The organism is Agrobacterium sp. V1, assembly GCF_030518355.1.
GTDB lineage: Bacteria > Pseudomonadota > Alphaproteobacteria > Rhizobiales > Rhizobiaceae > Agrobacterium > Agrobacterium cucumeris.
On record NZ_JAULSF010000002.1, the window covers coordinates 783,411 to 808,110 of the forward strand.

Below are 24,700 nucleotides of genomic sequence, written 5' to 3' on the forward strand. Positions count from 1 at the left end.
AATCCTCAGCCGTAATGCACGCGCTTCTCGACGAAGCGGAACTGGAAGGCGGTGAGCGCAATGACGATCACCATCAGGATCACGGATTGCGCGGCGGAAGAGCCGAGGTTCAGGTTCACGAAGCCATCATTATAGACCTTGTAGACCAGCGTTTCCGTCGCCTTGGCGGGGCCGCCGCCGGTGACGGCATGGATGATGCCGAAGGTATCGAAGAAGGCGTAAACCGTGTTGACGACCAGAAGGAAGAAGGTTGTCGGCGCCAGCAGCGGGAAAACGATGGTCCAGAAGCGCCGCGAACCGCGCGCGCCGTCAATGGAGGCCGCTTCCAGCAATGATTTCGGAATTGCCTGCAAGCCTGCGACAAAGAACAGGAAATTATAGCTGATCTGCTTCCACGCAGCGGCGGCGACCACCAGCAGCATGGCCTGGTTGCCGTCAAGCAGCGGGTCCCACATGATGCCGTTGCGTCGCAGGATATAAGAGAAGGTGCCCATGGCAGGGTTGAACATGAACAGCCACAACATGCCGGCGACGGCAGGCGCCACGGCATAGGGCATGATCATCATGGTGCGGTAAAAGCCCTTGCCGCGCACCACCCGGTCAGCCGCCGTTGCCAGAAGCAGCGCAAGTCCCATGGAGACGAGTGCGGTCAGCACGCTGAAGATGACGGTGACGTGCAGGGAGTTGAGATAGCTCTCATCTGACAGCACGGCGGAAAAATTGGCCAGCCCGACGAAATTGCTGTTCAGCCCGAAGGCGTCCTCGCGCATGGTCGACTGGTAGAGCGCCTGGCTTGCGGGCCAGAAGAAAAAGACCACCGTCAGGATGATCTGCGGTGCGACCAGCAGATAAGGCAGGATCTTGTTGGGGAATACGACGCTTTGCACGGCGATCTCCTGATGAGATGGAAACGCCGCCCGCACCCTTTTTGAGAATGCGGGCGGTGGCAGGGATCGTTTAGTTGCCGGCGGCCTGCTTGATGGCTGCGTCACCACGCTCGACGATCTTGTCGAGGGCGGCTTTCGCGTCCTGCTTGCCGGCCAGCATCGCCTCGAACTCTTCGTTCATGATGTCGCGCACCTGCGGCAGGTTCACGAGGCGCACGCCCTTGGAGTTTTCTGTCGGCGGCTTGCCCATCATCTGCAGCAGCGGCGTTTCGCGGGCAGGGTTCTTGTCGTAGAAGCCGGATTTCTTGGTTTCCTCATAGGCCGCGATCGTTACCGGCATGTAGCCGGAGACCTGATGCAGGCGAGACTGGATCTTGGTCTGCGAGAGGAAATGGAAGAATTCGGCAACACCCTTATATTCCGCTTCGCTCTTGCCACCGAATACCCAGAGGCTGGCGCCGCCGGGAATGGTGTTCTGCGGACCATGGCCTTCGTAATAGGGCAGCTGGCCAATTCCGTAATTCATGCCGGTCTTGACGATATCGCCAAGGCCGCCGGATGATTCGGTCAGGATGCCGCATTCGCCGGACATGAACAGCTGCTTGGCTTCGGAGGTGCGTCCGCCATAACGGAAGGTGCCGTCCTTGGCGAGATCGGCGATCGCCTGGAAATGCTCGACGAACAGCGGCGCATTGACCGCAAGCTTCACATCCGTACCACCAAGCCCGTTTTCATTGCTGCCATAGGACACGTTGTTCCAGGCGGCGAAGTTTTCGGTCTGGATCCAGGTAAGCCAGGTGGAGGTGAAACCGCACTGCGCGGCACCGCTGGTCTTGATCTTCTTGGCGGCTTCGAAAACTTCCGGCCAGGTCTTCGGCGGGTTGGCCGGGTCAAGGCCTGCCTTCTGGAAGGTGTCCTTGTTGTAATAGAGGATCGGCGAGGATGAATTGTAAGGGAAGGACAGCATGGTACCGTCGGGCTTGGAATAATAGGCGACGATGCCGGCCAGATATTCATCCTTGTTGAAGGTGTAGCCACCTTCCTTCAGCACATCCGCCACTGGCTTGATGGCACCGGCGGCACCCATCATCACGCCGGAGCCGGCGTCGAAGACCTGAATGATAGCCGGCGGCTGCTTGGCGCGGAATGCGGCGATGCCGGCATTCAGCGTTTCCGGATAGGTGCCCTTGAACACGGGCGTGATCTTGTAGTCTTTCTGGCTTTCGTTGAACTCTTTCGCAAGCGCGTCCACGACTTCGTTATTGGCGCCGGTCATGGCGTGCCACCACTGGATCTCCGTCGCAGCGAAAGCATTCGATGTGACAAAAAACGAAAGCGCGGATGCCGCAGCAAGGCGGTAGCTGAGTTTTTTCAAGGCGATTCCTCCCATTGTGAAAACAGTAAAAGATACAGTCCCTTATTACAGCCTTCCTCCTCGATCCAGCTGTGGGCGATCTTTTCTGTATTTGCATTTGGAATTAAAAACGAACTTGAACGAAAATGCAATAGAGCGTGGAACGAATAAAACGAAAGTGAAAGAAACGATTTTATTATTCCATTTTCGCTGCGCATGGTTTTTTCATGCGTCTTTATGCCGGCGCCCCAGGCGGCATGATTTTTCGCAGCCGGGTAACAATGATGGCCGAACGCTTTCAGAATAATATTGATATGTTATTACATTACATATTAAGCTGCCGCTGATTTTATGCGGTTCAAAGGTGCGGATGTGTTTGGAATGACGCGGAAGAAAACGGTTGCGCGAGGAGATGACACGGCTGTCTCCCAGCCCGTCAGAACGGTGCCGGTCACCCTGCTTACCGGCTTTCTGGGCGCGGGAAAGACTACCCTGCTGAACGAGCTTCTGAACGAACCGGCCATGCATGACGCTGCCGTCATCGTCAATGAATTCGGATCTGTGCCCATCGATCACGATCTGGTGCGCAGCGGTTCGGAACGGTATTTCAGAACCACGACGGGTTGCATCTGTTGCAACGCCACCAGCGATATCCGCACCTCGCTTTATGAATTGCATCAGGCCTTTCTGGAAGGGGTGATGCCGGAAATATCGCGTGTCGTTATCGAAACGACGGGACTTGCCGATCCCGCGCCGATCATCAACAGCCTGATTGCCGGCGGCACACCGGCGCTTGGGCTGCGCGACCACATCGTCGCCCGGCACTTTCATCTTTCGGGCGTGGTCACTGTCTTCGATGTCACGTCCGGCCGGCCGATGCTCGACAGCTTCGTCGAAGGCTGGAAACAGCTTGCCTTTGCCGACCACATCGTCCTGACGAAAACCGACCTTGCCAATACGACAGCGATGGACCGTGAAGGCCTTGCAGACCTCAACCCCGCCGCCCTGTTGCATGACCGCAATGCGGCCGGCTTCGATCTCATGTCGCTTTTTGCAACGAAGAATTACTCGCTACGCGGCAAGCCGGAAGATGTGCCGGGATGGCTGGCGGCCGACAGGCTGAGCCTGCATGCCGACCATGCCCATGATATCAACCGCCATGGTGCTGGCGTCGAGGCCTTTGACCTCACTTTCGACGGGGCTCTTGAGCCACAGATGATCGTTACCTTTCTCGAACTCGTCACCAGCAACGTGCATTCCGGCCTGCTGCGACTGAAAGGTATTTTCCAGGCGACTGACGATCCGGATCGGCCAGTGGTTGCCCACGCCGTGCAGCACCGGCTTTACCCGCTGGCAAGGCTCGAAAGCTGGCCGGATGGCAACCGTGCAACCCGGCTCGTGCTGATCGGCATGGATATGCCGCAACAGCCAATCCGCGATCTTTTCGATACATTGGCCTCGCAGGCGAGGCGAAAGGGTGCTTCATGAACAATCCGCTTGCGCGCAGCGGTTCCGCGATCGTCTCGCAGGCCCGGATTCTGAAACAATGGGCGCGCAACCTGTTAAATCTGCATGCCGATGACATCGTTACCGTCAGCGAACTATCCTGTGCCCTGCCGGATTGCCCGCCACGCGAAACGGTGATCGTCATCCTGTCCGCATCCGGTGATATCAGGCAACTGTCCATCCACAAGGCGCTGCTGGAGGTGGATCATGACGATATTGTGCGCGCAATTGCGGAGAATTCGGCCTGATATTGGATCGGTGATATCAGGGCGTGCTTGACGGTGTGCGCCATCATCCGGCACTTCAGGGGCAGCAGCGGGATTCGCTGGTGATGAAGGGCGGGAAATGGCCGATCTGGCGGTATATGCGGGTTTGTTTCTGACGGCCTTTGTGGCGGCGACCATTCTGCCCATGCAGTCAGAGGCGGCGCTGGCCGGTCTCATCCTCATGAAGTCACAGCCGGTCTGGCCGCTGGTGGCCGTCGCCAGTGCCGGCAATGTCGCCGGCTCCTTCGTCAACTGGCTGCTTGGCCGTGGCATTGAAGGCTTCCGGCACAAGCGCTGGTTTCCCGTTGGCGAGGCCGCGCTGCAACGTTCCCAGAACTGGTATCGGCGTTATGGCCGGTGGTCGTTGCTGTTAAGCTGGGCGCCGCTGATCGGCGATCCGCTGACGGTTGCGGCCGGCATCATGAAAGAGCCACTGCCGGTCTTTTTGCTGCTGGTCACCATCGCCAAGGTCGGGCGCTACCTCTTGCTGGCGCTGGTGACGCTGAATTTTCTCTGATTGTCTTCAGGATGTTGCGGCCCGTTCTTCGCTTCAGAAGACAGGGGAGCGCAGTCTCTTCAGGGCGCCTTGATCGCCTTCTGCGTCCGGTCCTTGCCCACCTCGATCACGTGGCGCATGGCTTTGACGGCGGCATCCGCATCACGTGCGGCGATGGCGTGGACGATGCGCAGATGGTTCGACGCAATTTCGGCGATGGTGCCGGGTGAGGCGGCAGGTGACGAAAGCTGGAAGGAAATGGCGAGTGCCGCTTCAATCAGCCCGCTTGCCGAGCGCATGAAGGGGTTGCCGGACATGTGCGCCACGGCAAGGTGGAATTCGAGATCGACCTTGGCGATGCTTTCCGGCGTATGTTTTGGATTGTCGAACTTTGCAGCGATGACGTAAAGCGAAACAATATCGTCATTGGAGGCCTGCAGGGCCGCTGCTGCTGCCGCTGCCGGCTCCAGCGCCAGACGGATTTCTGCCAGATGCGTGACGAATTCCTCGTCTATGCCGGCTTCGCAGCGCCAGCCGAGCACGTCGGGATCGAAGAAATTCCAGCTGGAACGATCAAGGACACGGGTGCCGACCTTTGCTTTCGGCTCCACCAGCCGCTTCGCCGCCAGCGTCTTCATGGTTTCGCGCAGCACGGTGCGCGAGACGCCGAAGCGCAGGGAAAGTTCGGCATCATTGGGCAGCAGGGAGCCTTCGGCAATTCTGCCCGAGACGATAGCGCTGCCGAGTTCGGAGACCACATGGGCGTGGCTGTTCCGGCGTTTTCGCCCGCTTATCGTCGTTTCGAGCAGCCCCAAGCAAGCCTCCCTTGGTGGTTATGCCGGGTGTGGCCCGGCCAGTCTCCTGTTTGAATACCAGATGATTGCGCGCTGCAACACGATGAAGACGAAAAGCAGCACACCGATGACGATTTTCGTCCACCAGGAGGACAGCGTCCCGTCAAAAACGATGTAGGTCTGGATCAAGCCCTGGATCAGCAGGCCGATGAAGGTTCCCGCCACCAGCCCCGTGCCGCCAGTTAGCAACGTCCCGCCGATCACGACCGCGGCGATGGCGTCGAGTTCAACGCCCACCGTCGCCAGCGAATAGCCCGACGAGGTGTAGAGCGTATAGACGATGCCGGCGAGGCCGGAGAGAAAGCCGGACAGCGCATAAATGCCGATGGTTGTCGCGCCGATCGGCACGCCCATCAGCTCCGCCGATTGCGGATTGCCGCCGAGCGCATAGATATTGGCGCCGAAGCGGGTGCGGCTGGCGATCAGCATGCCGGCGGCAAAGACGAGAAGCATCAGCATGGCGAGCGCCGTCAGCCTGCCGCCGCCGGGGAAGCGGTAATAAAAGCCCTGTATCGCATCGATGAACGGATGCGAGATCGGCACTGACTGGGTGGAGATAAGGTAAGCCGCGCCGCGCGCCAAAAACATGCCGGCCAGCGTCACCACGAAGGGCGGGATGGACAGGAAACGGATCATCGCCCCCATCAGGCAGCCGAACAGCGTCGAGACCACCAGCACGATGGCGAAGGCCAGCAGCGGATGGATATTATAGGTGCCGACCATGACGGCGACGAAGACGCTGGTGAAGGCGATGACCGAACCGATGGAAAGATCGATGCCGCCAGACAGGATGACGAAGGTCATGCCGACGGCCGCGATGCCGAGGAAGGCATTGTCGGTCAAGAGATTGCCGATCACCCGTGTCGACAGGATCGCCGGATATTGCAGCACGCAGAGAAGATAGGCGATCACGAAGATCGTCAGCGTGGTGAGGAAGGGCAGGTTGCGGCTGTGGATCATCGCGCGGTTCCTTCCTTGGTCATGCCATTGGTGGCCGCCGGTTTTGCATGCGGCTTCGGCGCTTTCACGAAACCGAGGACGGCCATGATTGCCGGCGATTGCAAAGTCAGCACCACCATGATGATGCCGGCCTTGATGATGAGGTTGAATTCCGGCGGGAAGCCCGAGACGAGAATGCCGGTATTGATGGTCTGGATGATCAGCGCGCCGATCAGCGAGGCGGTGATGGAAAAGCGCCCGCCATTCAGCGAGGTGCCGCCGATGACCACCGCAAGGATCGCGTCGAGCTCCAGCCACAGCCCGGCGTTGTTAGCATCCGCGCCGCGAATATCGGCGGTGACGATCATGCCGGCGATGGCCGCGCAGAGGCCGGAAACCCCATAAACGAAGAACAGCAGGAAGCGGGCCCGCACCCCGGCCAGCGCTGCGGCGCGGCGATTGATGCCGGTCGCCTCGATCAGGAAACCGAGCGCGCTCTTGCGCACCAGAAGGCCGATCGTGAGCGCCGCCGCGACCCAGATGATGACGGGCAGCGGAATGCCTGCGAACGAGCCGGAACCGATGGCGGAAAAGCTGTCATTGTTGAAGGTGAGAATGACGCCTTCGGTAATAAGCTGGGCGATGCCGCGACCCGCCACCATCAGGATCAGCGTGGCGATGATCGGCTGTATGTCGAGAAGGGCGACCAGCACGCCGTTCCACAACCCGCAGGCAATGCCCACGGCAAGCGAGATGACGATGACCGAGGGAATGGAATGGCCATTGCTGATGAGCGTGGCCGCGACCGCGCCGCAGATGGCGATGACGGCGCCAATTGAAAGGTCGATGCCCTTGGTGGCGATGACCAGCGTCATGCCAATGGTCAAAAGCGCGACCGGTGCGGCACGCACGAGAATATCCACCAGACTGCCATAGAGCCTGCCGTTCTGGAACGAGACATGCAGGAAACCCGGCGAAAGGATTGTTATCGCTGCCAGAATGATGAAGAGCGCGGCAAGCTGCGGAGCAATTCTTTTCAGGCGTCGTGTCACTGCTGCCATCATGCGGCCTCCGTTTTTGCCGCATCGGCAATCGCCCGCATGATGTTGTCGGCGGTCACGTCGCCGCCCTTCAACTCGCTGACATGACGGCGGTCTGAAAGCACGACGACACGGTGTGCGACGGCGGTGAGTTCTTCCAGTTCCGAAGAGATGACGACGAGCGACATGCCTTCGCTGCAGAGTTTTTCGATCATTTTCAGGATTTCCGCATGCGCGCCGATATCGATACCGCGTGTCGGCTCATCGAGGATCAGCAGCCGGGGGTGGGTGGCGAGCCAGCGCGCCAGAATGGCCTTCTGCTGGTTGCCGCCGGACAGGAATTTGATCGGCCGGTTGGGGTCGGCCGGGCGGATATCCAGCGACTTGATGAAGCTTTCGGCCAGTTCCGCTTTCTGCCGGCGCGACAGTGGCCGGGCCCAGCCCTGCCGTGCCTGAAGCGCCAGCGCGATATTGTCGGTGACGGAAAAGTCGCCGATGATGCCATCGGTCTTGCGCTCTTCCGGACAGAAACCGAAACCGGCGGTGATGGCGGCTTCCGGCGAAGAAATCGCCACTGTCTGGCCGTCGATGACAGCCTTTCCGGTATCCGGCCGGTCGATGCCGAACAGCAGGAAGGCTGTTTCCGTTCGGCCCGAACCCAGCAGCCCGGCGACACCGACGATTTCGCCGGGGCGGATGCCGAGATCGAAGGGGGCGATGCTGCCGCGTTTGCCGTAACCTTCGAAACGGATCGGCGGCTCGCCCTCGGCAACCGTATCTTCGGTCGCCTGATGTTCATGGGTGATGTGCTGAAGCTCGCGGCCGAGCATCATCGAGATCAGTTCGGAACGGGGCAGGCTGCCGATATCGCGGGTGCCGACGAGGCGGCCGTTGCGCAGCACTGTCACCCTGTCGGCTATGTCATAGACCTGATTGAGGAAGTGGGTGATGATGACGATGCCGATGCCGCGTGCGCGCAGGTTTCTCAAGACGCCGAACAGCATCTCGACCTCATGGGCATCAAGGCTGGCAGTCGGCTCGTCCAGTACCAGCACCTTGCCGGAAAGATCGACGGCGCGGGCAATGGCGATGATCTGGCGGATGGCGACGGAATAGCTGGAAAGCAGTGCGTTGACGTCGATGGAAAGTCCGTATTGGGCAAGCAGCGCCTGCGAATTCTTCTGCATCGTGCTGCGGTCGATCAACCCGAAGCGGCGCGGCTGGCGGCCGAGAAACAGGTTTTCGGCAACCGTCAGGTTTTCGAGAAGGTTCACTTCCTGATAGACCGTGCCGATGCCCAGCGCCTGCGCCTCGCCGACATTGGTGGGCGAGATTTCGCTACCTTCCAGAAAGATCGAACCGCTGTCGCGGTGATAAACGCCGGTCAAGATCTTGATCAGCGTCGATTTGCCCGCGCCGTTTTCGCCGAGCAATGCGTGGATTTCACCGCGACCGAGCGAAAAATCGACGCCATCAAGCGCCGTGATCCCGAGAAAGGATTTGCCGATGGCGCGTGCTTCCAGAAGTGGTGCCGTTTCGGACATTGAGCAGTTCCGTATCGAAATGGGTCTCGCCATAAGGGCGCAGAGTGATCGCATGAAGCGAGCGGGTGCCGCTTGTTTCTTCTCCCCGCCGGGGAGAAGGTGGCCCGAAGGGTCGGATGAGGGGGCTAGCTCTCGGTCTATCGCTACCGTTGCCCCCTCATCCCGCTGCCGCGACCTTCTCCCCGGCGGGGAGAAGAAGCAGGCCGCACCCGCTCGCTCCATAAAATCATTCAGTATCGGGCTTTAACGGCCGAAAGAAACGGCGCAGCTCCTGCGCCGTTTCCCCGAAGAAATGGCTCAGTACCCCAGGCCCTTCTTCGCCTCGTAAACCTTCATCGGATCATCGGATGCCGTATAAAGCTTGGATTCCGTCTGGATCCACTTCGGCGGTTCCTTCTTGTCCTTCAGATAGGCTTCGAGCGCGTCAAAAGCGGGGCCTGCCATGTCGGGTGTCAGTTCCACCGTCGCATTGGCCTCGCCATCCGCCATGGCCTTGAAGATGTCGGGCACGGCGTCGATGGAGACGATCTTGATGTCGGTTCCGGGCTTCAGGCCGGCTTCCTTGATCGCCTGGATCGCGCCGACGGCCATGTCGTCATTATGGGCGTAGACGGCACAGATATCCTTGCCGCCGCCTTCGGCCTTGATGAAGCTTTCCATCACTTCCTTGCCCTTGGTGCGGGTGAAGTCACCCGTCTGCGAGCGCACGATCTTGATGTTCTTGTGGGATTCGATGGCCTGCTCGAAACCCTTCTTGCGGTTGATGGCGGGCGAAGAGCCGGTCGTGCCCTGCAGTTCCACCACCTTGCAATCCTTGGATCCGACATCCTTGACCAGCCAGTCACCGGCCACCTTGCCCTCGTGCACCTGATCGGAGGTTACGGCGGTCAGGTAGAGATCGTCCGGCGCCTCGATCTGGCGGTCGAGAAGGATGACGGGGATTTTTTCTTCCTTGGCTTCCTTCAGCACCGCATCCCAGCCGGTCGCGACCACAGGGGCGATCAGGATCGCGTCGACACCCTGCGCGATGAAGCCGCGAACGGCCTTGATCTGGTTTTCCTGCTTCTGTTGTGCGTCGGCGAATTTCAGCGTGACGCCGCGCTTTTCGGCCTGCTGTTTGGTGACGGTGGTTTCAGCCGCGCGCCACCCGGATTCCGAGCCGATCTGCGAGAAGCCGACGGTAAGCGATTGTGCGGAAACACTGGATGCAAGGCATGCGGAAACGGCGACAGTGAATGCCGCAAGAGCTTTTCTCATCTTATCCTCCCAGAGATGATGACAGCGTGACGGGCACACTATGAGCATATAGTAATACTCTTGAAAAGCGGTTTTTTAGACCTTCTGCAAATTGCGCGATGTCAGTTCGATCGGAATTTTACCTTAAAATCCAATGAATCAATGACTTGTAAGTATTTCTCGTGTCTTTTTTCTCTGTGAAAACACATCGGAAACGGGCTTCGATGCGGCTTGACAGGCTAAGATGACATCTAATAGTAATACAAATAAGTAGATTGGCTTGAGACGGAGTGCGGCGCGAGAGACTAGCCGCCATCCGGCAGGGCAGGGAGGGAGAGACCGTTGCAGATAGCCGGTATCATCGTAAGCACCGAAAAATGTTCGGCTAAAGCCGAAGAACGGTGCCGATCCACTCGTCTGGACCGGCTCTGTCGGTTATGCGTGAACTCCGAAAGCTGATTCCATTTTCCTTGCGCACAACATAAGCTTGTCGCATTTCGTAATATTTTACCGTTGGCCACTTCCGGCTGGAGACCTGCATCATGACCAAATCCGACAATCTGCCTGCAACCCAAGGCAAGCTTCGCTCGCGCGCGTGGTTCGACAACCCCGCCAATGCGGATATGACCGCACTTTATCTCGAGCGTTACATGAACTTCGGTCTGAGCCAGGCCGAGCTTCAGTCCGATCGCCCGATCATCGGTATTGCCCAGACCGGTTCGGACCTTTCGCCCTGCAACCGTCACCATCTGGAACTGGCGAACCGCCTGCGTGAAGGCATCCGCGAAGCCGGCGGCATCGCGATCGAATTCCCGGTCCATCCGATCCAGGAAACCGGCAAGCGCCCGACGGCCGGCCTCGACCGCAACCTGGCTTACCTCGGCCTCGTGGAAGTGCTTTATGGCTATCCGCTTGATGGCGTCGTGCTGACCATCGGCTGTGACAAGACCACGCCTGCCTGTCTTATGGCGGCGGCCACCGTCAACATTCCGGCCATCGCCCTTTCCGTCGGCCCCATGCTGAACGGCTGGTTCCGTGGTGAACGCACCGGCTCCGGCACCATCGTCTGGAAGGCACGCGAACTTCTGGCGAAGGGTGAGATCGACTATCAGGGCTTCGTCAAGCTCGTCGCCTCGTCGGCGCCGTCCACCGGCTATTGCAATACCATGGGCACGGCAACGACCATGAACTCGCTGGCCGAAGCGCTCGGCATGCAGCTTCCCGGCTCCGCCGCCATCCCGGCCCCTTACCGTGACCGTCAGGAAGTTTCCTACCTCACCGGCCTGCGCATCGTTGAAATGGTCAAGGAAGACCTGAAGCCATCAGACATCATGACCAAGGACGCCTTCATCAACGCCATCCGCGTCAATTCCGCCATCGGCGGCTCCACCAACGCGCCGATCCACCTCAACGGCCTTGCCCGCCATGTCGGCGTCGAGCTGACGGTGGATGACTGGCAGACCTATGGTGAAGACGTGCCGCTGCTCGTCAACCTGCAGCCGGCCGGTGAATATCTCGGCGAGGATTATTATCATGCCGGCGGCGTGCCAGCAGTCGTCAACCAGCTGATGACCCAGGGACTGATCATGGAAGACGCCATGACCGTCAACGGCAAGACCATCGGCGACAATTGCCGTGGCGCGATCATTGAAGACGAGAAAGTCATCCGCCCCTATGAGCAGCCGCTCAAGGAGCGCGCCGGCTTCCGCGTTCTGCGCGGTAACCTGTTCTCCTCCGCCATCATGAAGACCAGCGTGATCTCGGAAGAATTCCGCAATCGTTATCTGTCCAACCCTGATGATCCGGAAGCCTTCGAAGGCCGCGCCGTGGTGTTCGATGGTCCGGAAGATTACCATCACCGCATCGACGATCCGTCGCTCGGCATCGACGCCAGCACCGTGCTCTTCATGCGCGGTGCAGGCCCGATCGGTTATCCGGGTGCAGCGGAAGTGGTGAACATGCGCGCACCGGATTATCTTCTGAAGCAAGGCGTCAGTTCGCTGCCCTGCATCGGCGACGGCCGTCAGTCCGGCACGTCGGGCAGCCCGTCCATCCTCAACGCTTCCCCGGAAGCGGCGGCCGGCGGCGGTCTTGCCATTCTGCAGACCGGCGACCGCGTCCGCATCGATGTGGGTCGCGGCAAGGCGGATATCCTGATTTCAGGTGAAGAACTGGCCAAGCGTTACGAGGCGCTGTCAGCCGAAGGCGGTTACAAGTTCCCGGACCACCAGACGCCATGGCAGGAAATCCAGCGCGGCATCGTCAGCCAGATGGAAACCGGCGCGGTTCTGGAACCGGCGGTCAAGTATCAGCGCATCGCCCAGACCAAGGGCCTGCCGCGCGACAACCACTAAAGGCAAGGCCATTTCGGCCGGCCGCTTTTAAAAATCAGCTAAAAATCAGCCCCGGGGTGCCGCCCCGGGGCTGAAATATTTTCGGACATTCGATAAGTGTCGCTCTTCAAAACCGCCGCTATCTTCCGGGCATGTGGCGTGTACAGCGCCTCGTCGCCTGCCTGCCTATTCCTTCGAATGGGAGAGCGGTTTTCCCAGATAAGGCAGGAAGAACATGTACAGCCCGCTGAAGACAAGCAAGGTCAGCGGAAGAAGCGGGGCATAAACGATCACCGGTGGTGTCGGGCCGAAAGCCATCGAAGCGAAGTTCGCCAGAATGGTAACGGTCAGCAGAATGCCCAGCCACCGATGGCTCTGCCTTATCCATTTTTGCAAGATCAAAGTCGCCCCCGAGAAAAAGCATCCATGATTGAATGTGACACACGGTTGCCTCAACGGGCCTGAACGAGCTTCCAGCCATTGCCGGAAGGGTCGCGGAAACTCGCATCCACCGAGCCGTAACGCGTGATCGGTTCCTGGGTAAATTCGACGCCGCGCTTGTGCATGGCGTCAAAGGCCTTCTGACAGTCCTCGACCACGAGAACCAAAGGCGGCATGGCGCCCTTGGCCACGGCTTCGTTCAGATCCTGCGCCGTCGCCTCGTCAACGGTCGGGGCCTGTGGTCGAAACAGGCCGAGCTGGAAATCCGGCTGGTCCGGATGCTGCACGGTCAACCAGCGATAATCGCCGTTGCGTGCGTCCGTATGCACACGAAATCCAAGTTTTTCGACATAAAATTGCAGCGCCTCGTCCTGGTCATGAACGTAAAGCCCGACGACTTGAACACCATTTTTCATGAGCTATCTCCCTTTCACTCACCGTGCCTAACGCCTTTCGCCTGTCGGCGCTTCTCCGAAACTGCGATTGTGAGATGGGGGCGATGGGCGGCGCTGACGAAGCAATGGGGAACCTGCTCGAGATCGGCAGGGGAAAGCCGCATCTGTCGCCGCACTTCGCTCGGGTTCTCCCCGGTTACATCGCGGAAGACGCGGCCAAATGTGCCGATGCTGTTCCAGCCGGTCTGCAAGGCGATGTCGATGACTGGAAGGTCGGTGTCGCGCAAAAGCGCCACGGCGCGCTCCACCCGGCGGGTCAGCAGATAGCGGTGAGGGGGTATGCCGAAGGCATCGCGAAACGATCTTGCGAAATGCGCCTGCGAGGCACCGCTGACTTTTGCAAGGCGTGAGACGGGCCATGCCTCATGCGGTGCCGCGTCCATATGATCCCTGGCGCGCAGCAGGCGGCGCAGGAGCAACAAGTCTCTGTTTGCAGAGTTCTTTTCATTTCCAGACGGCATGCGGCAATCATTGAATGAACCTGCCGTCCTTGGCAAGGTTCATGCCGGCGAGCCGCTGCGGGTGATTTAGATCACCGGATAAAGCGACCAGAAGAACAGTTCATATTCCTGGTCACGGTCGTCATCATGCTGTTCATCGTCCGGTCTGCGCGGCGTCTTGTCCTGAAACTCGGTTTCCACCCGCTCATTGATGACGGGCATTCTTCGGCCGATGCCAAAGAGGTCAAAGGAGAGCATGTTGAACCCTGCTACCATGGCCAGTTCCCTTCTTCACGCGAGTTAACGGTGTGTTAAGTTTCGCGCGTTGCCATGATTTCGTCAAGATTGGCCGCGGAATTTGTCTACTATTTTTAACAACAATGTCGTGATTGGCGTTTCACCGGTGCCGGATTTCACGCAATGAATGTTTGTGGGTGCCCTCAAACCTCTTTCGAAGCCGCCTCGGAATAGCTCTTTTCGGCCGCTTCAAGCGCGGAATCGGTATCGGTGGCATGGCCGAGGTTTTTCAAGGCACCTGAGACGGCTGCGATATTGGCTTTCACCGCCTGCGGATGCGCGCGCCGGCCGGTGTGGTTGAGCCTTATAAGCCGTTCCGCACCGGGGCCGACGCCGGCGGAAATATCCGCGCCATGCTCTCTGGATATAGCGGCGAGAAACGCTCCGGCTTCGATAGTATCCGGCAGGATCGCCGTGGAAACGAGGGCTGAGGAATGCGCGTCTTCCACCCAGTTGGCGATGCCGAGTGCCCTGATGCCATGACGGGTGGCCGCCGCCGCCCGCTCGTGGCGCACATTGGCGGCTGGCAGACCCTCCGCCTCGATCCTGTCGAGTGCGGCCTCCAGCGCGTAAAATTCCAGCGGCGCCGGCGTTCCGGGCAGTGCGCCACGGCCGGCATCCAGCCAGAGCTGTTTCTGGTCGAGAAGCGAGAGCATGGAGTTGGTGGGCGCTTTGTCGTGCGAAAGAAGTTCCCATGCTTTTGGGCTGACCGAAATGGCCGATATGCCTGCCGGGCCGGCCAGCGCCTTCTGCGGCCCGATGACGGCGATATCGACGCCCAGTCTGTCGACCTCGAAGGCATGGCCGCCAATCGAGGCGACGGCATCCACCAGCGTGACGACGCCTCTTTCTTGCGCCAGCGCGACAATGGCGGGCAGGGGATTGAGAATGCCGCTTGCCGATTCCGCATGCACGATGGCTAGAAGATCGAAACCCGGCCCGTCATCCAGCGCGCGCTCAACCTCGGCCAGCGTCACCGGCTTTGCCGGGCTGGCCGTCAGGTTGCGCACCGTTGCGCCGCCGCGTTCCAGCCAGCCGCCGAACCATGCGCCATAGGGGCTGGTGACGATGTTGAGCGCCCTCAGCCCCGGCCGCGCAAGACTTGTCGCCGCCGCTTCCAGCGCCAGCACGGCTTCCGCCTGTATCAGCAGCACGTCGTTTTTTGTGCCCATCAGGGCCGCCAGCCGGTCGGCCAGCATGGCGTAACGCTCGGCGGGGAAAGCGGGCGGGTCGAGGAGCAATGCATAATCCGGGGCGGGCATGTCTTATCCTTGCATGGTGGTGGTGATGAGCCGCGGTGCAGCGTCAATCAGGCTTCTGGCGGTCGAGGATTGCGGCGCGGAAATGATCGCTCCGGTCCCGCCGATTTCGACGATCCGACCCGCCTCCATGATCGCGACACGGTGGCAGACGGCGCGGATGACAGCGAGATCGTGGGAAACGAAAATACAGGAAATCGCCGTTTCCCGCTGGATTTCCACCAGCAGTTCAAGAATCTGCCGGCGAACCGAAACATCGAGCGCCGAGACCGCTTCGTCCATAATGAGAAGCGACGGCTTGAGTGCAATGGCGCGGGCAATCGCCACACGCTGCCTCTGCCCGCCCGAAAGTTCGAAGACGGAGCGACCGGCATAGGCGGCGGGCAGGCCGACACGCTCGAGAAGGCGGCGTATCTCCGCCGGGCGCTCGCGTCTCTGAACGATGCGGTGAATGCGCAGCGGCTCGCCTATGGCGTCCTCCACGGTGGCGCGTGGGTTGAAGGCGCCATGCGTATCCTGAAACACCATCTGCATCTGCTGCCGGGCGGTGCGCAATGCACTGCCGCCAAGCGAGAGCCAGTTGCGGTTTTCGAAACGGACCGTGCCTTCGTCGGCGGGGATCAGCCGCATGAGGATGCGCGCCAGTGTCGATTTCCCGCAGCCGGAGGGGCCGGCAAGGCCCAGCGTCTCGCCGCGCTTGAGCGAAAACGAGATATCGGAGAGCGCCGTCACCGTTCTTGCGCCGGTGCGGTAGGTCTTGGAAAGGCCGTCCACGCTCAGAAGGGTTTCATTCATGGCACGGCCTCGCTGACGAGCGGCGGGGTCGAAAGATCGAGGTAATCGGCAAGCAGAGCCCGGGTATAGGCATGCGCGGGCGCGGAAAGCACCCGCCGCGCCGGGCCGTGTTCCACCAGCTCGCCGGCGCTTAAAACAGCGATGTCGTCGGCAAGGCTGGAGGCAAGGCCGATATCATGGGTGATGAAGACAAGCGTTCTTTCTTCCTCGCGCACGAGATCATCGAGAAGGGTGGCGATGGCTGCCTGGGTTACCGTGTCGAGCGCGCTCGTTGCCTCGTCGGCAATCAGGATCGAAGGGCGCGCCGCAATGGCGGCGGCAATCGCCACGCGTTGCCTCTGCCCGCCGGAAAGCTGGTGCGGATAGGCGGAGAGCAGATGGGAGGGATGCGGCAGCCGCACTTTTTCCAGAAGATCGCGAGCAAGATCGCGCGCCGCTTTCCATGAGAGGCCGAGATGCCGCACAGCGCCTTCCGCCACCTGTTCACCGATGGTCAGGAGCGGGTTCAGTGTCGCGCCGGTATCCTGAAAAATCGTGCCGATATCGCGCCCCGGCATCGGCCTGCCGGTGAAAAGGCCGCTGTCACGGCTCCAGGAAATATCGCCCGAGACCCGCGCGGTCTGCGGCAGAAGCCCGGCGATCGCCTTGCCGAGCGTGGATTTGCCCGAGCCGCTTTCGCCGATGATCGCCAGCCGCTGCCCCTGCCGTATCGTCAGGGAAACCTTGCGCAGCGCCGGTGCATCGGCCGCGGCATAACGGACGCTGAGATCGTCGATCCGGCAAAGGGCGTTGCCGCTCATGGCGCCTGCCTCCTCGTCGCCATTGCCCGGTTGATGCCTTCTCCGAAAAGATAGACGCCGAGCACTGTCACCAGCAGGCCGATGCCGGGGATGACGGACAGGAACGCGGCTGAGCGGAGCACGTTGCGTCCTTCCGAAATCATCGAGCCCCAGGTGACGATATTGGGATCGCCAAGCCCAAGGAAGGAGAGCGCCGCCTCTGTGAGGATGGCCGCGGCAACGATGATAGCGGCGAGCGCCAGAACCGGCGGCAGGGCATTGGGCAATATCTGCCGGAAGGCGATTTCCAGCGGATGCATGCCGATGGCGCGGGCGGATTGCACATAGTCCCGCTCGCGGATGCTCAGCACCTGCGCCCGCATCAACCGCGCCGGATCCGCCCACGCGCCGAGCGCAATGGCCAGAATGACTGTCGGCATCGAGGGGCCGATGGTGCTGACAAAGGCAAGCGCCAGCAGGAAATTCGGCACGATCTGGAAGGCATCGGTAACGCGCATCAGCGCCTCATCCACGAGGCCGCCGGCAAAACCGGCAATCGTGCCGATGACGGTGCCGAAAACAAGTGCTGCGGTGGCCGCACCCATGCCGACGAGCAGCGATGCTTGTGCGCCATGGGCAAGTTCGGCCAGCACATTGCGGCCCAGCCGGTCAGTGCCAAGCGGCAGGGCGACATCCGTAAAGGGCGCAATTAACGGCTCGCCGACGATCGCCAGCGGATCGCCGGGAAACAGGAGGGGAGCGGAGAGCGCAATTACCGCCAGCAATGTCAGGATGACGGTGCCCATCACCCCTTCGAAATTGCGCAGGAGCCGGAGAGCGAAATTCATGTCGCACTCTCCCCGCTGCCGATGCGCGGATCGAGAATGGAATAGAGAATGTCGACGGCGAGATTGACGAGGATGACGAAGACGGCGCTGGTGAGGATGATGCCCATCAGAAGCGGCGTATCGCGACCGCTGACGGCCTCCTGCGCCAGCCGCCCGAAACCCGGAATGGCAAAGACACTTTCAATCACCACGCTGCCGCCCAGCATGGTTGCGGCCTGCAGGCCAAGCACAGTGATGAGCGGCAGCGCCGCGTTGCGGGCAACATGGCGCAGCACGATGCGCCGTCTGGAAAGCCCCTTGGACTGCGCAAAAAGCACGAAATCCAGCGGCCAGACCGCCGCCATGGCGGTGCGCATGACGCGCAGGAACAGCGCAAGATAGATGAGGCCAAGGCTGGCGACCGGCAGCACGAGATGGCGGGCAATATCCAGCGCCCTTGCAAAGCCCTGTTTGCCCGAGGCGATGGTTTCTATGCCCGAGGTCGGCAGCCAGCGAAGCTGCACGGCAAAGACGATGGCAAGCACGAGGCCGAGCCAGAAACCGGGCGTGGCGTAAAGCGTGAGCGACAAGGCGGAGAGCACCCGGTCGGTTACGCCACCGGGACGCGCGCCGGCGATGATACCGAGCGCGGTGCCGGTGATGAAGGCGAGTGCGGTGGCGCTGCCCATCAAAAGCAGCGTGTTCGGCAGCCGCTCAAGGATCAACCCCAGCACCGGCCGGTCAAAGGCAAGCGACCAGCCGAGATCGAGCCGCAGCACCGAGCTGGCATAAAGCCAGAAGCGGGCCAGCATCGAGCCGTTGAGGCCATATTGCTCGCGCAGCGCATCCCGCAGCCCGGCATCGCCGCCGCCGATGGAAACGAGATAGGCATCCACCGCATCACCGGAGGCATTTTCAAGCAGGGCGAAGGTGAAGATGAGAACGATCAGCAGCACCGGAATGGCGCTGATCGCCCTTCGCCGCAGCAAAGACGTCGCACGTTTCACGGCGCGGCCTCAACTATCGACCGCGGTGTCCGCCCAGTTGGAAACCGCCCAGCGCGGATTGCTGGCGACATGTTTGACCGTATCGCGCGCCACCGTGATGAAACCCCATTCAGCGACGTTGATGAGCGGCAGATCAGCTGTAACCTGTTGCTGGAAATCCTTGTAAAGTGCTGTCCGCGCGGCCGTATCCACGGTTTCCGCCGCCTTGTCGATCAGCGTATCGAGCGCCTTGTTCTCATATCCGCCCTGATTGGAGAAGCCGACGCCGGCGGGAATGCCGGAGCGCACGAGAATCGTGGTGGAGATTGCCGGATCGCCACGGAACACCGGGGGAGCAACGGCCAGATCGAAGGCGTGGTCGGTATAGACCGCCTTCTGGTGTGCTGCGGCATCATTATTGACCAGCTCGGCATCGATGCCGATTTCCTGAAGCGCCTGTCGAAGATAGGCGCCGAATTGTCTGGTTTCGTTGAAATAGGGCGCGGGCAGAAGTTTTAGCGAAAAACGCTTTCCGTCGGGTCCGCGCGCATAACCGGCCTCATCCAGCAGGGCATTGGCCTTGGCGACGTCGAAATCATAGGTCTCCACATCGCCGGTATAAAATTCAGGCACGTTTTTCGGTACAGGGCCTGTCGATGCCGTGGCATAACCGAGGAACACCTTGTCGATGACGAATTTCTTGTCGATGGCATGGGCAATGGCCTTTCTGACCTTGAGGTCAGCCAGTTCCTTGCGGCGATGGTTGATTTCCACCACCAGCTGATAGGTCAGCGCCTCATAACCGTCAGCAATCACCTTGATGCCCGGCTGCTTGGCGATGCGGGCAAGATCGGCGAGCGGCACGGCGGAAAAGGCGGCCAGTTGTATTTCTTCCGCTTCCAGCGCCGAGGCTGCCCCTGCACGGTCCGGCAAGACGCGATAGATGATTTCCTCGAGCTGCGGCTGGTCTTTGCCCCAGTAATTCGGGTTGCGGGTCAGGCGGTAATATTCGCCGGGTTTGTATTCGGCAAAAACGAAAGGCCCGGTGCCGACCGGTTTGGTATTGGCTGGATTGGTGGCGATATCGGTGCCTTCATAGAGATGTTTCGGCACGACGCTGGTGACGACAGGCAAAGCATTACGGATGAGCTGGAACGGTGTGGGTTTGGAAAAACGGAAGACGGCCGTGTGGTCGTCAGGCGTTTCCACCTTCTCAAGATTGGCGAAGACCAGCCGGCCGAGGTTCTGCAATGGTTTCCACACCGAAAGCGCCGAAAAGGCCACATCCGCCGAGGTGAACGGTTTGCCGTCATGCCAGGTCACGCCTTCGCGCAGCTTGAAGGTGGCGCTCAAGCCATCATCCGATCCCTGCCATTCGGTCGCAAGCCGCGGCTCCAGCCCGTCCTTGCCATTAAAGGAGGCTTCCGCCAGCGGCTCGACAATCTTGCTGGCGATATAAAACACGCCATTGGAGGCGACGATGGCCGGGTTGAGGTTTTTCGGCTCCGAATCGGCCGCGACGATCAGCCGCCCGCCGGATTTTTCCTGCGCTGCGGCAATTCCCGCCAGTCCCGTGGTTGCGGCAAGAGCAAGTGAGGTCTTGAGAAGCGAGCGGCGGGAGAGCTGGACAGGCGACATGAATTTCACTCCGGAAATGAGGGCGAGGCGGGCTTTTCCGCTTGGCCCGCGGCACGCCGATCTTAAGACTGCAACCTCGGCAGTGTCCACGTTAATTCGCGGCCTTTACAGCAATGATTTTACGTTGCTGATGAGTTTGAAGAAACAATATGCCTCACCCACGCCAATCTGGTTTTCCCCCGTTGCTGCGGAATATCCCCAGTTTGCGGAAAAACCGATTTAATAAAATAAAAACAGAGTGTTGATCGTTGTTTTTGCTGTCAGCGCCTACCACGGCGGGCTTGAGGGTGAGGTGAAATCTGCCGCCGGGGCGCCGTTTGGAAAGGGGTAATTAACCTTTATTTTCTATTTCAGGGAGACCGAAATATGTACGTTTATGATGAGTGTGCACGCTGCCATGAGCTTCTCCCGATCCAGATTCCAGAATTCGTCCAATAACGCAGGGGAGGGGAGCGAAAACGCCCGTCATGCCGGCGGCAAGGCGGTTGCCGGGCAGCAGACGGCGATGAAGGCAAGTGCCGCGCCCCGGCCCAATGCCGATATCAGCGCAGCCGACGCCATTGAAGGCCGTGCCGAAATGCCCGGCTGGCAGAATGCTTTTGTGCTTGGCCCCAATGTGCGCTTTACCCGCACGCCGGAAAGCGTCTTTAGCCGGCGCATGCCGGTCGAAACGCCGAATATTCCGGAAGAACTCCATAGTCTCGAAGAGGAAGCCGTGGCTGTCGCTGCGCCGGACACGGTGGAGCCTGAAGCGACGGTACAGCAGGCCGTCGCATATGAGGATGCTGCTACCCTGTCCCATCAGGTCGTAAAGCCGGCGGAGCAGCGCGTGCCGCCGCAGCGCATGCCGTTCCTGCCGCAGCCGCCCGATGCGCGCGGCGCCAGGGCGCTGACCTACAAATTGCGTCTCGAGCTTGCGCGCAAGCAGGCGGAAGAAGCCGCGGCCGCCGCACAGGCACCAGCGGAGGCCGTGCAATCTGTGCCGATGGTGGAAGCGCCGGTACAGACGGTATTTGCCACCGTTCAGCCGCAGCCTGCCGTCCAGCCAGTTGCTGTGGCGCAGGCCGCCATGCCGGCTGCGTCCGTTCCGGCCTTTGCCGCCCACCTGCCGGATGAGCTGTTTTGGGAAGTCATGACGCTTGATCTGCCGGGTGCAGCGGTCGAGACCGTTCCCGCCTATCTGCGCGCCAATTTTGCAAATCCGGCTCTTGCAAATCCGACGCTGGCAAATCCCGCTTTGACGAGCCCGGCGCCGATGGCGTCCATCCCTGCCGCTGCCGTGTCGTCGGCCGCTGCCGTCGTGCTTTCAGCCGAGCCGCCGGTCGTTACCGTGCCGGGCGGCTCCGCGATCCGGCTTTACCGGGAAATCGGGGTGCGTCAGGCCGTCGTTCCGGTTGCCACGCCGGCCGCAGAACAGGAAATCGCACTGCAGCCAGTGGCGGAGGAACCCGTCTTCATCGAGCCGCAGCGGCCGATCGAGCAGGCCCAGCCGATTGAAAGCCAGCCGGTAGCAAGAGTAGCGGCAGAGCCGCGCTTCACGCCACGCGCACCCATTCAGGCTTCGCAGCCGATGTTCCGCGAAGCGCCGGTCTTTGCCGAGGGAGAATATCAATATCCCTCCATCGATCTCCTGCAGGAAGCCCGCGTCCAGCAGACCACGACCATGACGCCCGAAGCGCTGGAACAGAGCGCCGGGCTTCTGGAAAGCGTGCTTGAGGATTTCGGCATCAAGGGCGAGATCATCGATGTCCGCCCCGGCCCGGTCGTGACGCTTTACGAGTTTGAACCCGCCCCCGGCGTCAAATCCTCGCGCGTCATCGGCCTGTCCGATGATATCGCACGCTCCATGTCGGCGCTGTCGGCCCGTGTCGCCGTTGTACCCGGCCGCAATGTCATCGGCATCGAACTGCCGAACCCGGTGCGCGAAACGGTCTATCTGCGTGAATTGATCGAAGCGAACGACTATGCCGAAACCCGCCAGAAGCTCGCGCTCTGCCTTGGCAAGACCATCGGTGGCGAACCAGTCATTGCCGAACTGGCGAAGATGCCGCATCTGCTGGTCGCCGGCACCACCGGTTCCGGCAAGTCCGTCGCCATCAATACCATGATCCTGTCGCTGCTCTACCGTCTGAAGCCGGAAGAATGCCGCCTGATCATGGTCGATCCGAAAATGCTTGAACTGTCGGTTTATGACGGCATTCCGCATCTGTTGACGCCGGTTGTTACCGATCCGAAAAAGGCGGTCATGGCGCTGAAATGGGCCGTGCGCGAAATGGAAGACCGTTATCGCAAGATGTCGCGTCTCGGCGTGCGCAATATCGACGGCTACAATGCAAGGGCAGCCGCTGCCCGCGCCAAGGGCGAAACGGTGTTCTGCAACGTGCAGACCGGCTTTGACCGCGCCACCGGCGAGGCTGTTTACGAGCAGGAGGAAATGGACCTTACGGCCATGCCTTACATCGTCGTCATCGTCGACGAGATGGCCGACCTGATGATGGTTGCGGGCAAGGAGATCGAAGGGGCGATCCAGCGCCTGGCGCAGATGGCGCGTGCCGCCGGCATCCACCTCATCATGGCCACGCAGCGCCCGTCGGTCGATGTCATCACCGGCACGATCAAGGCGAACTTCCCGACCCGCATCTCCTTCCAGGTAACGTCGAAAATCGACAGCCGCACCATCCTTGGCGAACAGGGCGCAGAGCATCTGCTCGGCCAGGGCGACATGCTGCACATGATGGGCGGCGGCCGCATCGCCCGTGTCCACGGCCCGTTCGTTTCGGACGAGGAAGTGGAAAAGGTCGTTGCGCATCTGAAGACCCAGGGCCGTCCGGAATATCTCGGCACCGTCACCGAAGACGCTGAAGACGCGGATGAAGAGGCGGAAGAGGACGTTGCAGTCTTCGACAAGACGTCGATGGGCGACGACGACAGCGACGATCTCTATGAAAAGGCCGTCAAGGTGGTGATGCGCGACAAGAAATGCTCGACTTCCTATATCCAGCGCCGCCTGTCGGTCGGCTATAATCGCGCCGCCTCGCTGGTGGAGCGCATGGAGCAGGAAGGCATTGTCGGCCCTGCAAACCATGTCGGCAAGCGCGCCATCATCGCCGGTGAGCGCGATCCCTATGATGCCATGGGCGCGGACGATTGATTGATTATTCGGGACGCGATATTCGATTGCAAAAACGCGCTCCGTGAATAGCCTGTGCGGCATGGATTCTGGAATCGGGAGGGTTCCCCGCATGTCGCACAGCAATGAAAACGTCGCCGTTCTCGCAAGGCTGGATGAGCTGGAGCGGTTCTGCCGCAGCATCTTCCTCGCTGCCGGCACGGATGACGAGACGGCCGATGCCGCAACCCGAGCCATGATGCATGGCACAAGGCTCGGCGTCGACAGCCACGGCGTGCGCCTGCTTGCCCATTACATCACCGCCCTTGAAGGCGGACGTCTCAATCGGCGGCCGCAGATCCGCCGCGTCTCAGGCTTCGGCGCGGTGGAGACTATCGATGCCGACCATGCCCACGGCGCCCGGGCCACCTATGCGGCGATGGACAATGCCATGGCGCTGGCCGAAAAATTCGGCATCGGCGCGGTGGCAATCCGCAACTCATCGCATTTCGGCCCCGCCGGCGCCTATGCGCTGGAAGCGGCGCGGCAGGGTTACATTGGCCTTGCCTTCTGCAATTCCGACAGTTTCGTGCGCCTGCATGATGGCGCGATGCGTTTCCACGGCACCAATCCGATTGCCGTCGGTGTGCCGGCGGCGGATGACATGCCCTGGCTGCTGGACATGGCCACCAGTGCCGTGCCCTATAATCGCGTTCTGCTTTACCGCAGCCTCGAACAGCAATTGCCTGATGGTGTCGCATCTGACGGTGATGGCATCGACACGCAGAACCCCCATGCCGTTGAAATGCTGGCACCGCTCGGCGGCGCATTCGGTTTCAAGGGCGCGGCGCTGGCGGGCATGGTGGAGATTTTCAGCGCCGTTCTCAGCGGCATGAAGCTCAGTTTCGATATAGATCCCATGGGCGGGCCCGATTTTTCCACGCCGCGTGGCCTTGGAGCCTTTGTTCTGGCGCTGAAGCCGGAAGCCTTCCTTGAACGCGAGGTGTTCGACGAGGGCATGAAACGTTATCTCGAAGTGCTGCGCGGCTCGCCGGTGCGGGAGGACTGCAAGGTCATGGCCCCGGGCGACCGGGAATGGGCGGTGGCGGCAAGACGGGAACGGGAAGGCGCGCCTGTCGATCCCGTTACCCGCGCGGCTTTTTCCGAACTGGCGTCGAAATTCTCGATCGTGCCGCCCGCCTATCACTAAGGCAGGGCC

Annotated in this window: 24 protein-coding genes; 7 read left to right on the top strand and 17 right to left on the bottom strand. The window is 60.7% G+C overall.

Annotated elements, in window-relative coordinates:
- Nucleotides 1–5: 5 nt before the first annotated feature.
- On the bottom strand, nucleotides 6–887 hold the full coding sequence (gene ugpA, locus QSV77_RS17675) for a sn-glycerol-3-phosphate ABC transporter permease UgpA (RefSeq protein WP_142842768.1): 882 nt from the start codon (nucleotides 885–887) through the stop codon (nucleotides 6–8).
- A 70-nt stretch (nucleotides 888–957) separates the two neighbouring features.
- Entirely contained in the window at nucleotides 958–2,268 is a 1,311-nt protein-coding gene (gene ugpB, locus QSV77_RS17680) for a sn-glycerol-3-phosphate ABC transporter substrate-binding protein UgpB (protein WP_271363494.1), read from the bottom strand.
- 354 nt (nucleotides 2,269–2,622) lie between these two features.
- Here ugpB and QSV77_RS17685 point away from each other — a divergent pair, with 354 nt between their 5' ends.
- From QSV77_RS17685 to QSV77_RS17695, 3 genes are all read left to right on the top strand, one after another.
- Nucleotides 2,623–3,729, top strand: coding sequence for a GTP-binding protein (locus QSV77_RS17685; protein ID WP_302734476.1), 1,107 nt, complete (start codon nucleotides 2,623–2,625; stop codon nucleotides 3,727–3,729).
- Entirely contained in the window at nucleotides 3,726–3,995 is a 270-nt protein-coding gene (locus tag QSV77_RS17690) for a hypothetical protein (protein WP_142842770.1), read from the top strand. The genes QSV77_RS17685 and QSV77_RS17690 overlap by 4 nt, the downstream gene beginning before the upstream one ends.
- Nucleotides 3,996–4,092: 97 nt before the next feature.
- Nucleotides 4,093–4,530, top strand: coding sequence for a YqaA family protein (locus QSV77_RS17695; RefSeq protein ID WP_302734477.1), 438 nt, complete (start codon nucleotides 4,093–4,095; stop codon nucleotides 4,528–4,530).
- Nucleotides 4,531–4,589: 59 nt separating this feature from the next.
- On the opposite strand, the gene QSV77_RS17700 is transcribed toward QSV77_RS17695, so the two are convergent.
- The 5 genes from QSV77_RS17700 to ytfQ all read right to left on the bottom strand — a co-directional run bounded on the left by QSV77_RS17700 (nucleotide 4,590) and on the right by ytfQ (nucleotide 10,143).
- Nucleotides 4,590–5,324: a FadR/GntR family transcriptional regulator gene (locus QSV77_RS17700; protein WP_271363454.1), complete on the bottom strand. Its 735-nt coding sequence runs from the start codon at nucleotides 5,322–5,324 to the stop codon at nucleotides 4,590–4,592.
- An 18-nt stretch (nucleotides 5,325–5,342) separates the two neighbouring features.
- On the bottom strand, nucleotides 5,343–6,323 hold the full coding sequence (yjfF, locus tag QSV77_RS17705; protein ID WP_077767892.1) for a galactofuranose ABC transporter, permease protein YjfF: 981 nt from the start codon (nucleotides 6,321–6,323) through the stop codon (nucleotides 5,343–5,345).
- On the bottom strand, nucleotides 6,320–7,363 hold the full coding sequence (locus QSV77_RS17710; RefSeq protein WP_302735267.1) for an ABC transporter permease: 1,044 nt from the start codon (nucleotides 7,361–7,363) through the stop codon (nucleotides 6,320–6,322). The genes yjfF and QSV77_RS17710 overlap by 4 nt, the downstream gene beginning before the upstream one ends.
- Nucleotides 7,363–8,886: a sugar ABC transporter ATP-binding protein gene (locus tag QSV77_RS17715; RefSeq protein WP_080820668.1), complete on the bottom strand. Its 1,524-nt coding sequence runs from the start codon at nucleotides 8,884–8,886 to the stop codon at nucleotides 7,363–7,365. The genes QSV77_RS17710 and QSV77_RS17715 overlap by 1 nt, the downstream gene beginning before the upstream one ends.
- A 297-nt stretch (nucleotides 8,887–9,183) precedes the next feature.
- Nucleotides 9,184–10,143 carry a galactofuranose ABC transporter, galactofuranose-binding protein YtfQ gene (gene ytfQ / locus QSV77_RS17720; protein WP_174033335.1) on the bottom strand — a complete coding sequence of 320 codons (960 nt, stop codon included), beginning with the start codon at nucleotides 10,141–10,143 and terminating at the stop codon, nucleotides 9,184–9,186.
- Nucleotides 10,144–10,664: 521 nt separating this feature from the next.
- Between ytfQ and QSV77_RS17725 the strand changes: the two genes are divergently transcribed.
- Entirely contained in the window at nucleotides 10,665–12,476 is a 1,812-nt protein-coding gene (locus tag QSV77_RS17725) for an IlvD/Edd family dehydratase (protein WP_142842774.1), read from the top strand.
- 165 nt (nucleotides 12,477–12,641) lie between these two features.
- Here the strand turns inward: QSV77_RS17725 and QSV77_RS17730 are convergent, their stop codons facing one another.
- The 10 genes from QSV77_RS17730 to QSV77_RS17775 form a co-directional block, all read right to left on the bottom strand.
- Entirely contained in the window at nucleotides 12,642–12,857 is a 216-nt protein-coding gene (locus QSV77_RS17730) for a hypothetical protein (protein WP_174022872.1), read from the bottom strand.
- Nucleotides 12,858–12,907: 50 nt separating this feature from the next.
- Complete coding sequence (locus QSV77_RS17735) at nucleotides 12,908–13,312, bottom strand: VOC family protein (protein ID WP_004438893.1); 405 nt, start codon at nucleotides 13,310–13,312, stop codon at nucleotides 12,908–12,910.
- A gap of 14 nt (nucleotides 13,313–13,326) precedes the next feature.
- On the bottom strand, nucleotides 13,327–13,812 hold the full coding sequence (locus QSV77_RS17740; RefSeq protein ID WP_302734478.1) for a helix-turn-helix domain-containing protein: 486 nt from the start codon (nucleotides 13,810–13,812) through the stop codon (nucleotides 13,327–13,329).
- Nucleotides 13,813–13,878: 66 nt separating this feature from the next.
- Nucleotides 13,879–14,067 carry a hypothetical protein gene (locus QSV77_RS17745; protein ID WP_175416803.1) on the bottom strand — a complete coding sequence of 63 codons (189 nt, stop codon included), beginning with the start codon at nucleotides 14,065–14,067 and terminating at the stop codon, nucleotides 13,879–13,881.
- A gap of 164 nt (nucleotides 14,068–14,231) precedes the next feature.
- Nucleotides 14,232–15,350, bottom strand: coding sequence for an alanine--glyoxylate aminotransferase family protein (locus QSV77_RS17750; RefSeq protein WP_302734479.1), 1,119 nt, complete (start codon nucleotides 15,348–15,350; stop codon nucleotides 14,232–14,234).
- A 3-nt stretch (nucleotides 15,351–15,353) separates the two neighbouring features.
- The gene (locus QSV77_RS17755) at nucleotides 15,354–16,142 is read right to left on the bottom strand and encodes an ABC transporter ATP-binding protein (protein WP_302734480.1); all 789 of its coding nucleotides are present in this window, start codon (nucleotides 16,140–16,142) and stop codon (nucleotides 15,354–15,356) included.
- Nucleotides 16,139–16,942 carry an ABC transporter ATP-binding protein gene (locus QSV77_RS17760; RefSeq protein WP_302734481.1) on the bottom strand — a complete coding sequence of 268 codons (804 nt, stop codon included), beginning with the start codon at nucleotides 16,940–16,942 and terminating at the stop codon, nucleotides 16,139–16,141. The genes QSV77_RS17755 and QSV77_RS17760 overlap by 4 nt, the downstream gene beginning before the upstream one ends.
- A complete protein-coding gene (locus QSV77_RS17765; protein WP_302734482.1) occupies nucleotides 16,939–17,769 on the bottom strand; it encodes an ABC transporter permease in 831 nt (276 codons plus the stop codon). The genes QSV77_RS17760 and QSV77_RS17765 overlap by 4 nt, the downstream gene beginning before the upstream one ends.
- On the bottom strand, nucleotides 17,766–18,755 hold the full coding sequence (locus tag QSV77_RS17770) for an ABC transporter permease (RefSeq protein WP_302734483.1): 990 nt from the start codon (nucleotides 18,753–18,755) through the stop codon (nucleotides 17,766–17,768). The genes QSV77_RS17765 and QSV77_RS17770 overlap by 4 nt, the downstream gene beginning before the upstream one ends.
- A 9-nt stretch (nucleotides 18,756–18,764) precedes the next feature.
- Complete coding sequence (locus QSV77_RS17775) at nucleotides 18,765–20,372, bottom strand: ABC transporter substrate-binding protein (RefSeq protein ID WP_302734485.1); 1,608 nt, start codon at nucleotides 20,370–20,372, stop codon at nucleotides 18,765–18,767.
- Here QSV77_RS17775 and QSV77_RS17780 point away from each other — a divergent pair.
- The 3 genes from QSV77_RS17780 to QSV77_RS17790 all read left to right on the top strand — a co-directional run bounded on the left by QSV77_RS17780 (nucleotide 20,371) and on the right by QSV77_RS17790 (nucleotide 24,691).
- Nucleotides 20,371–20,595: a hypothetical protein gene (locus QSV77_RS17780; protein ID WP_269709781.1), complete on the top strand. Its 225-nt coding sequence runs from the start codon at nucleotides 20,371–20,373 to the stop codon at nucleotides 20,593–20,595. The genes QSV77_RS17775 and QSV77_RS17780 overlap by 2 nt on opposite strands.
- A gap of 153 nt (nucleotides 20,596–20,748) precedes the next feature.
- Nucleotides 20,749–23,523, top strand: coding sequence for a DNA translocase FtsK (locus tag QSV77_RS17785; RefSeq protein WP_302734486.1), 2,775 nt, complete (start codon nucleotides 20,749–20,751; stop codon nucleotides 23,521–23,523).
- Between the two features lie 91 nt (nucleotides 23,524–23,614).
- The gene (locus QSV77_RS17790; protein ID WP_302734487.1) at nucleotides 23,615–24,691 is read left to right on the top strand and encodes an Ldh family oxidoreductase; all 1,077 of its coding nucleotides are present in this window, start codon (nucleotides 23,615–23,617) and stop codon (nucleotides 24,689–24,691) included.
- The last annotated feature ends 9 nt before the right edge of the window (nucleotides 24,692–24,700 follow it).

What these genes read in the sequence shown, in the direction of transcription:
- QSV77_RS17685 (WP_302734476.1), top strand. Translation starts at nt 2,623, where the DNA reads ATGACGCGGAAGAAAACGGTTGCGCGAGGAGATGACACGGCTGTCTCC.
- QSV77_RS17690 (WP_142842770.1), top strand. Translation starts at nt 3,726, where the DNA reads ATGAACAATCCGCTTGCGCGCAGCGGTTCCGCGATCGTCTCGCAGGCC.
- QSV77_RS17695 (WP_302734477.1), top strand. Translation starts at nt 4,093, where the DNA reads ATGGCCGATCTGGCGGTATATGCGGGTTTGTTTCTGACGGCCTTTGTG.
- yjfF (WP_077767892.1), bottom strand. Translation starts at nt 6,323, where the DNA reads ATGATCCACAGCCGCAACCTGCCCTTCCTCACCACGCTGACGATCTTC.
- QSV77_RS17710 (WP_302735267.1), bottom strand. Translation starts at nt 7,363, where the DNA reads ATGGCAGCAGTGACACGACGCCTGAAAAGAATTGCTCCGCAGCTTGCC.
- QSV77_RS17715 (WP_080820668.1), bottom strand. Translation starts at nt 8,886, where the DNA reads ATGTCCGAAACGGCACCACTTCTGGAAGCACGCGCCATCGGCAAATCC.
- ytfQ (WP_174033335.1), bottom strand. Translation starts at nt 10,143, where the DNA reads ATGAGAAAAGCTCTTGCGGCATTCACTGTCGCCGTTTCCGCATGCCTT.
- QSV77_RS17725 (WP_142842774.1), top strand. Translation starts at nt 10,665, where the DNA reads ATGACCAAATCCGACAATCTGCCTGCAACCCAAGGCAAGCTTCGCTCG.
- QSV77_RS17735 (WP_004438893.1), bottom strand. Translation starts at nt 13,312, where the DNA reads ATGAAAAATGGTGTTCAAGTCGTCGGGCTTTACGTTCATGACCAGGAC.
- QSV77_RS17740 (WP_302734478.1), bottom strand. Translation starts at nt 13,812, where the DNA reads ATGCCGTCTGGAAATGAAAAGAACTCTGCAAACAGAGACTTGTTGCTC.
- QSV77_RS17745 (WP_175416803.1), bottom strand. Translation starts at nt 14,067, where the DNA reads ATGGTAGCAGGGTTCAACATGCTCTCCTTTGACCTCTTTGGCATCGGC.
- QSV77_RS17750 (WP_302734479.1), bottom strand. Translation starts at nt 15,350, where the DNA reads ATGCCCGCCCCGGATTATGCATTGCTCCTCGACCCGCCCGCTTTCCCC.
- QSV77_RS17755 (WP_302734480.1), bottom strand. Translation starts at nt 16,142, where the DNA reads ATGAATGAAACCCTTCTGAGCGTGGACGGCCTTTCCAAGACCTACCGC.
- QSV77_RS17760 (WP_302734481.1), bottom strand. Translation starts at nt 16,942, where the DNA reads ATGAGCGGCAACGCCCTTTGCCGGATCGACGATCTCAGCGTCCGTTAT.
- QSV77_RS17765 (WP_302734482.1), bottom strand. Translation starts at nt 17,769, where the DNA reads ATGAATTTCGCTCTCCGGCTCCTGCGCAATTTCGAAGGGGTGATGGGC.
- QSV77_RS17780 (WP_269709781.1), top strand. Translation starts at nt 20,371, where the DNA reads ATGAATTTCACTCCGGAAATGAGGGCGAGGCGGGCTTTTCCGCTTGGC.
- QSV77_RS17775 (WP_302734485.1), bottom strand. Translation starts at nt 20,372, where the DNA reads ATGTCGCCTGTCCAGCTCTCCCGCCGCTCGCTTCTCAAGACCTCACTT.
- QSV77_RS17785 (WP_302734486.1), top strand. Translation starts at nt 20,749, where the DNA reads ATGATGAGTGTGCACGCTGCCATGAGCTTCTCCCGATCCAGATTCCAG.
- QSV77_RS17790 (WP_302734487.1), top strand. Translation starts at nt 23,615, where the DNA reads ATGTCGCACAGCAATGAAAACGTCGCCGTTCTCGCAAGGCTGGATGAG.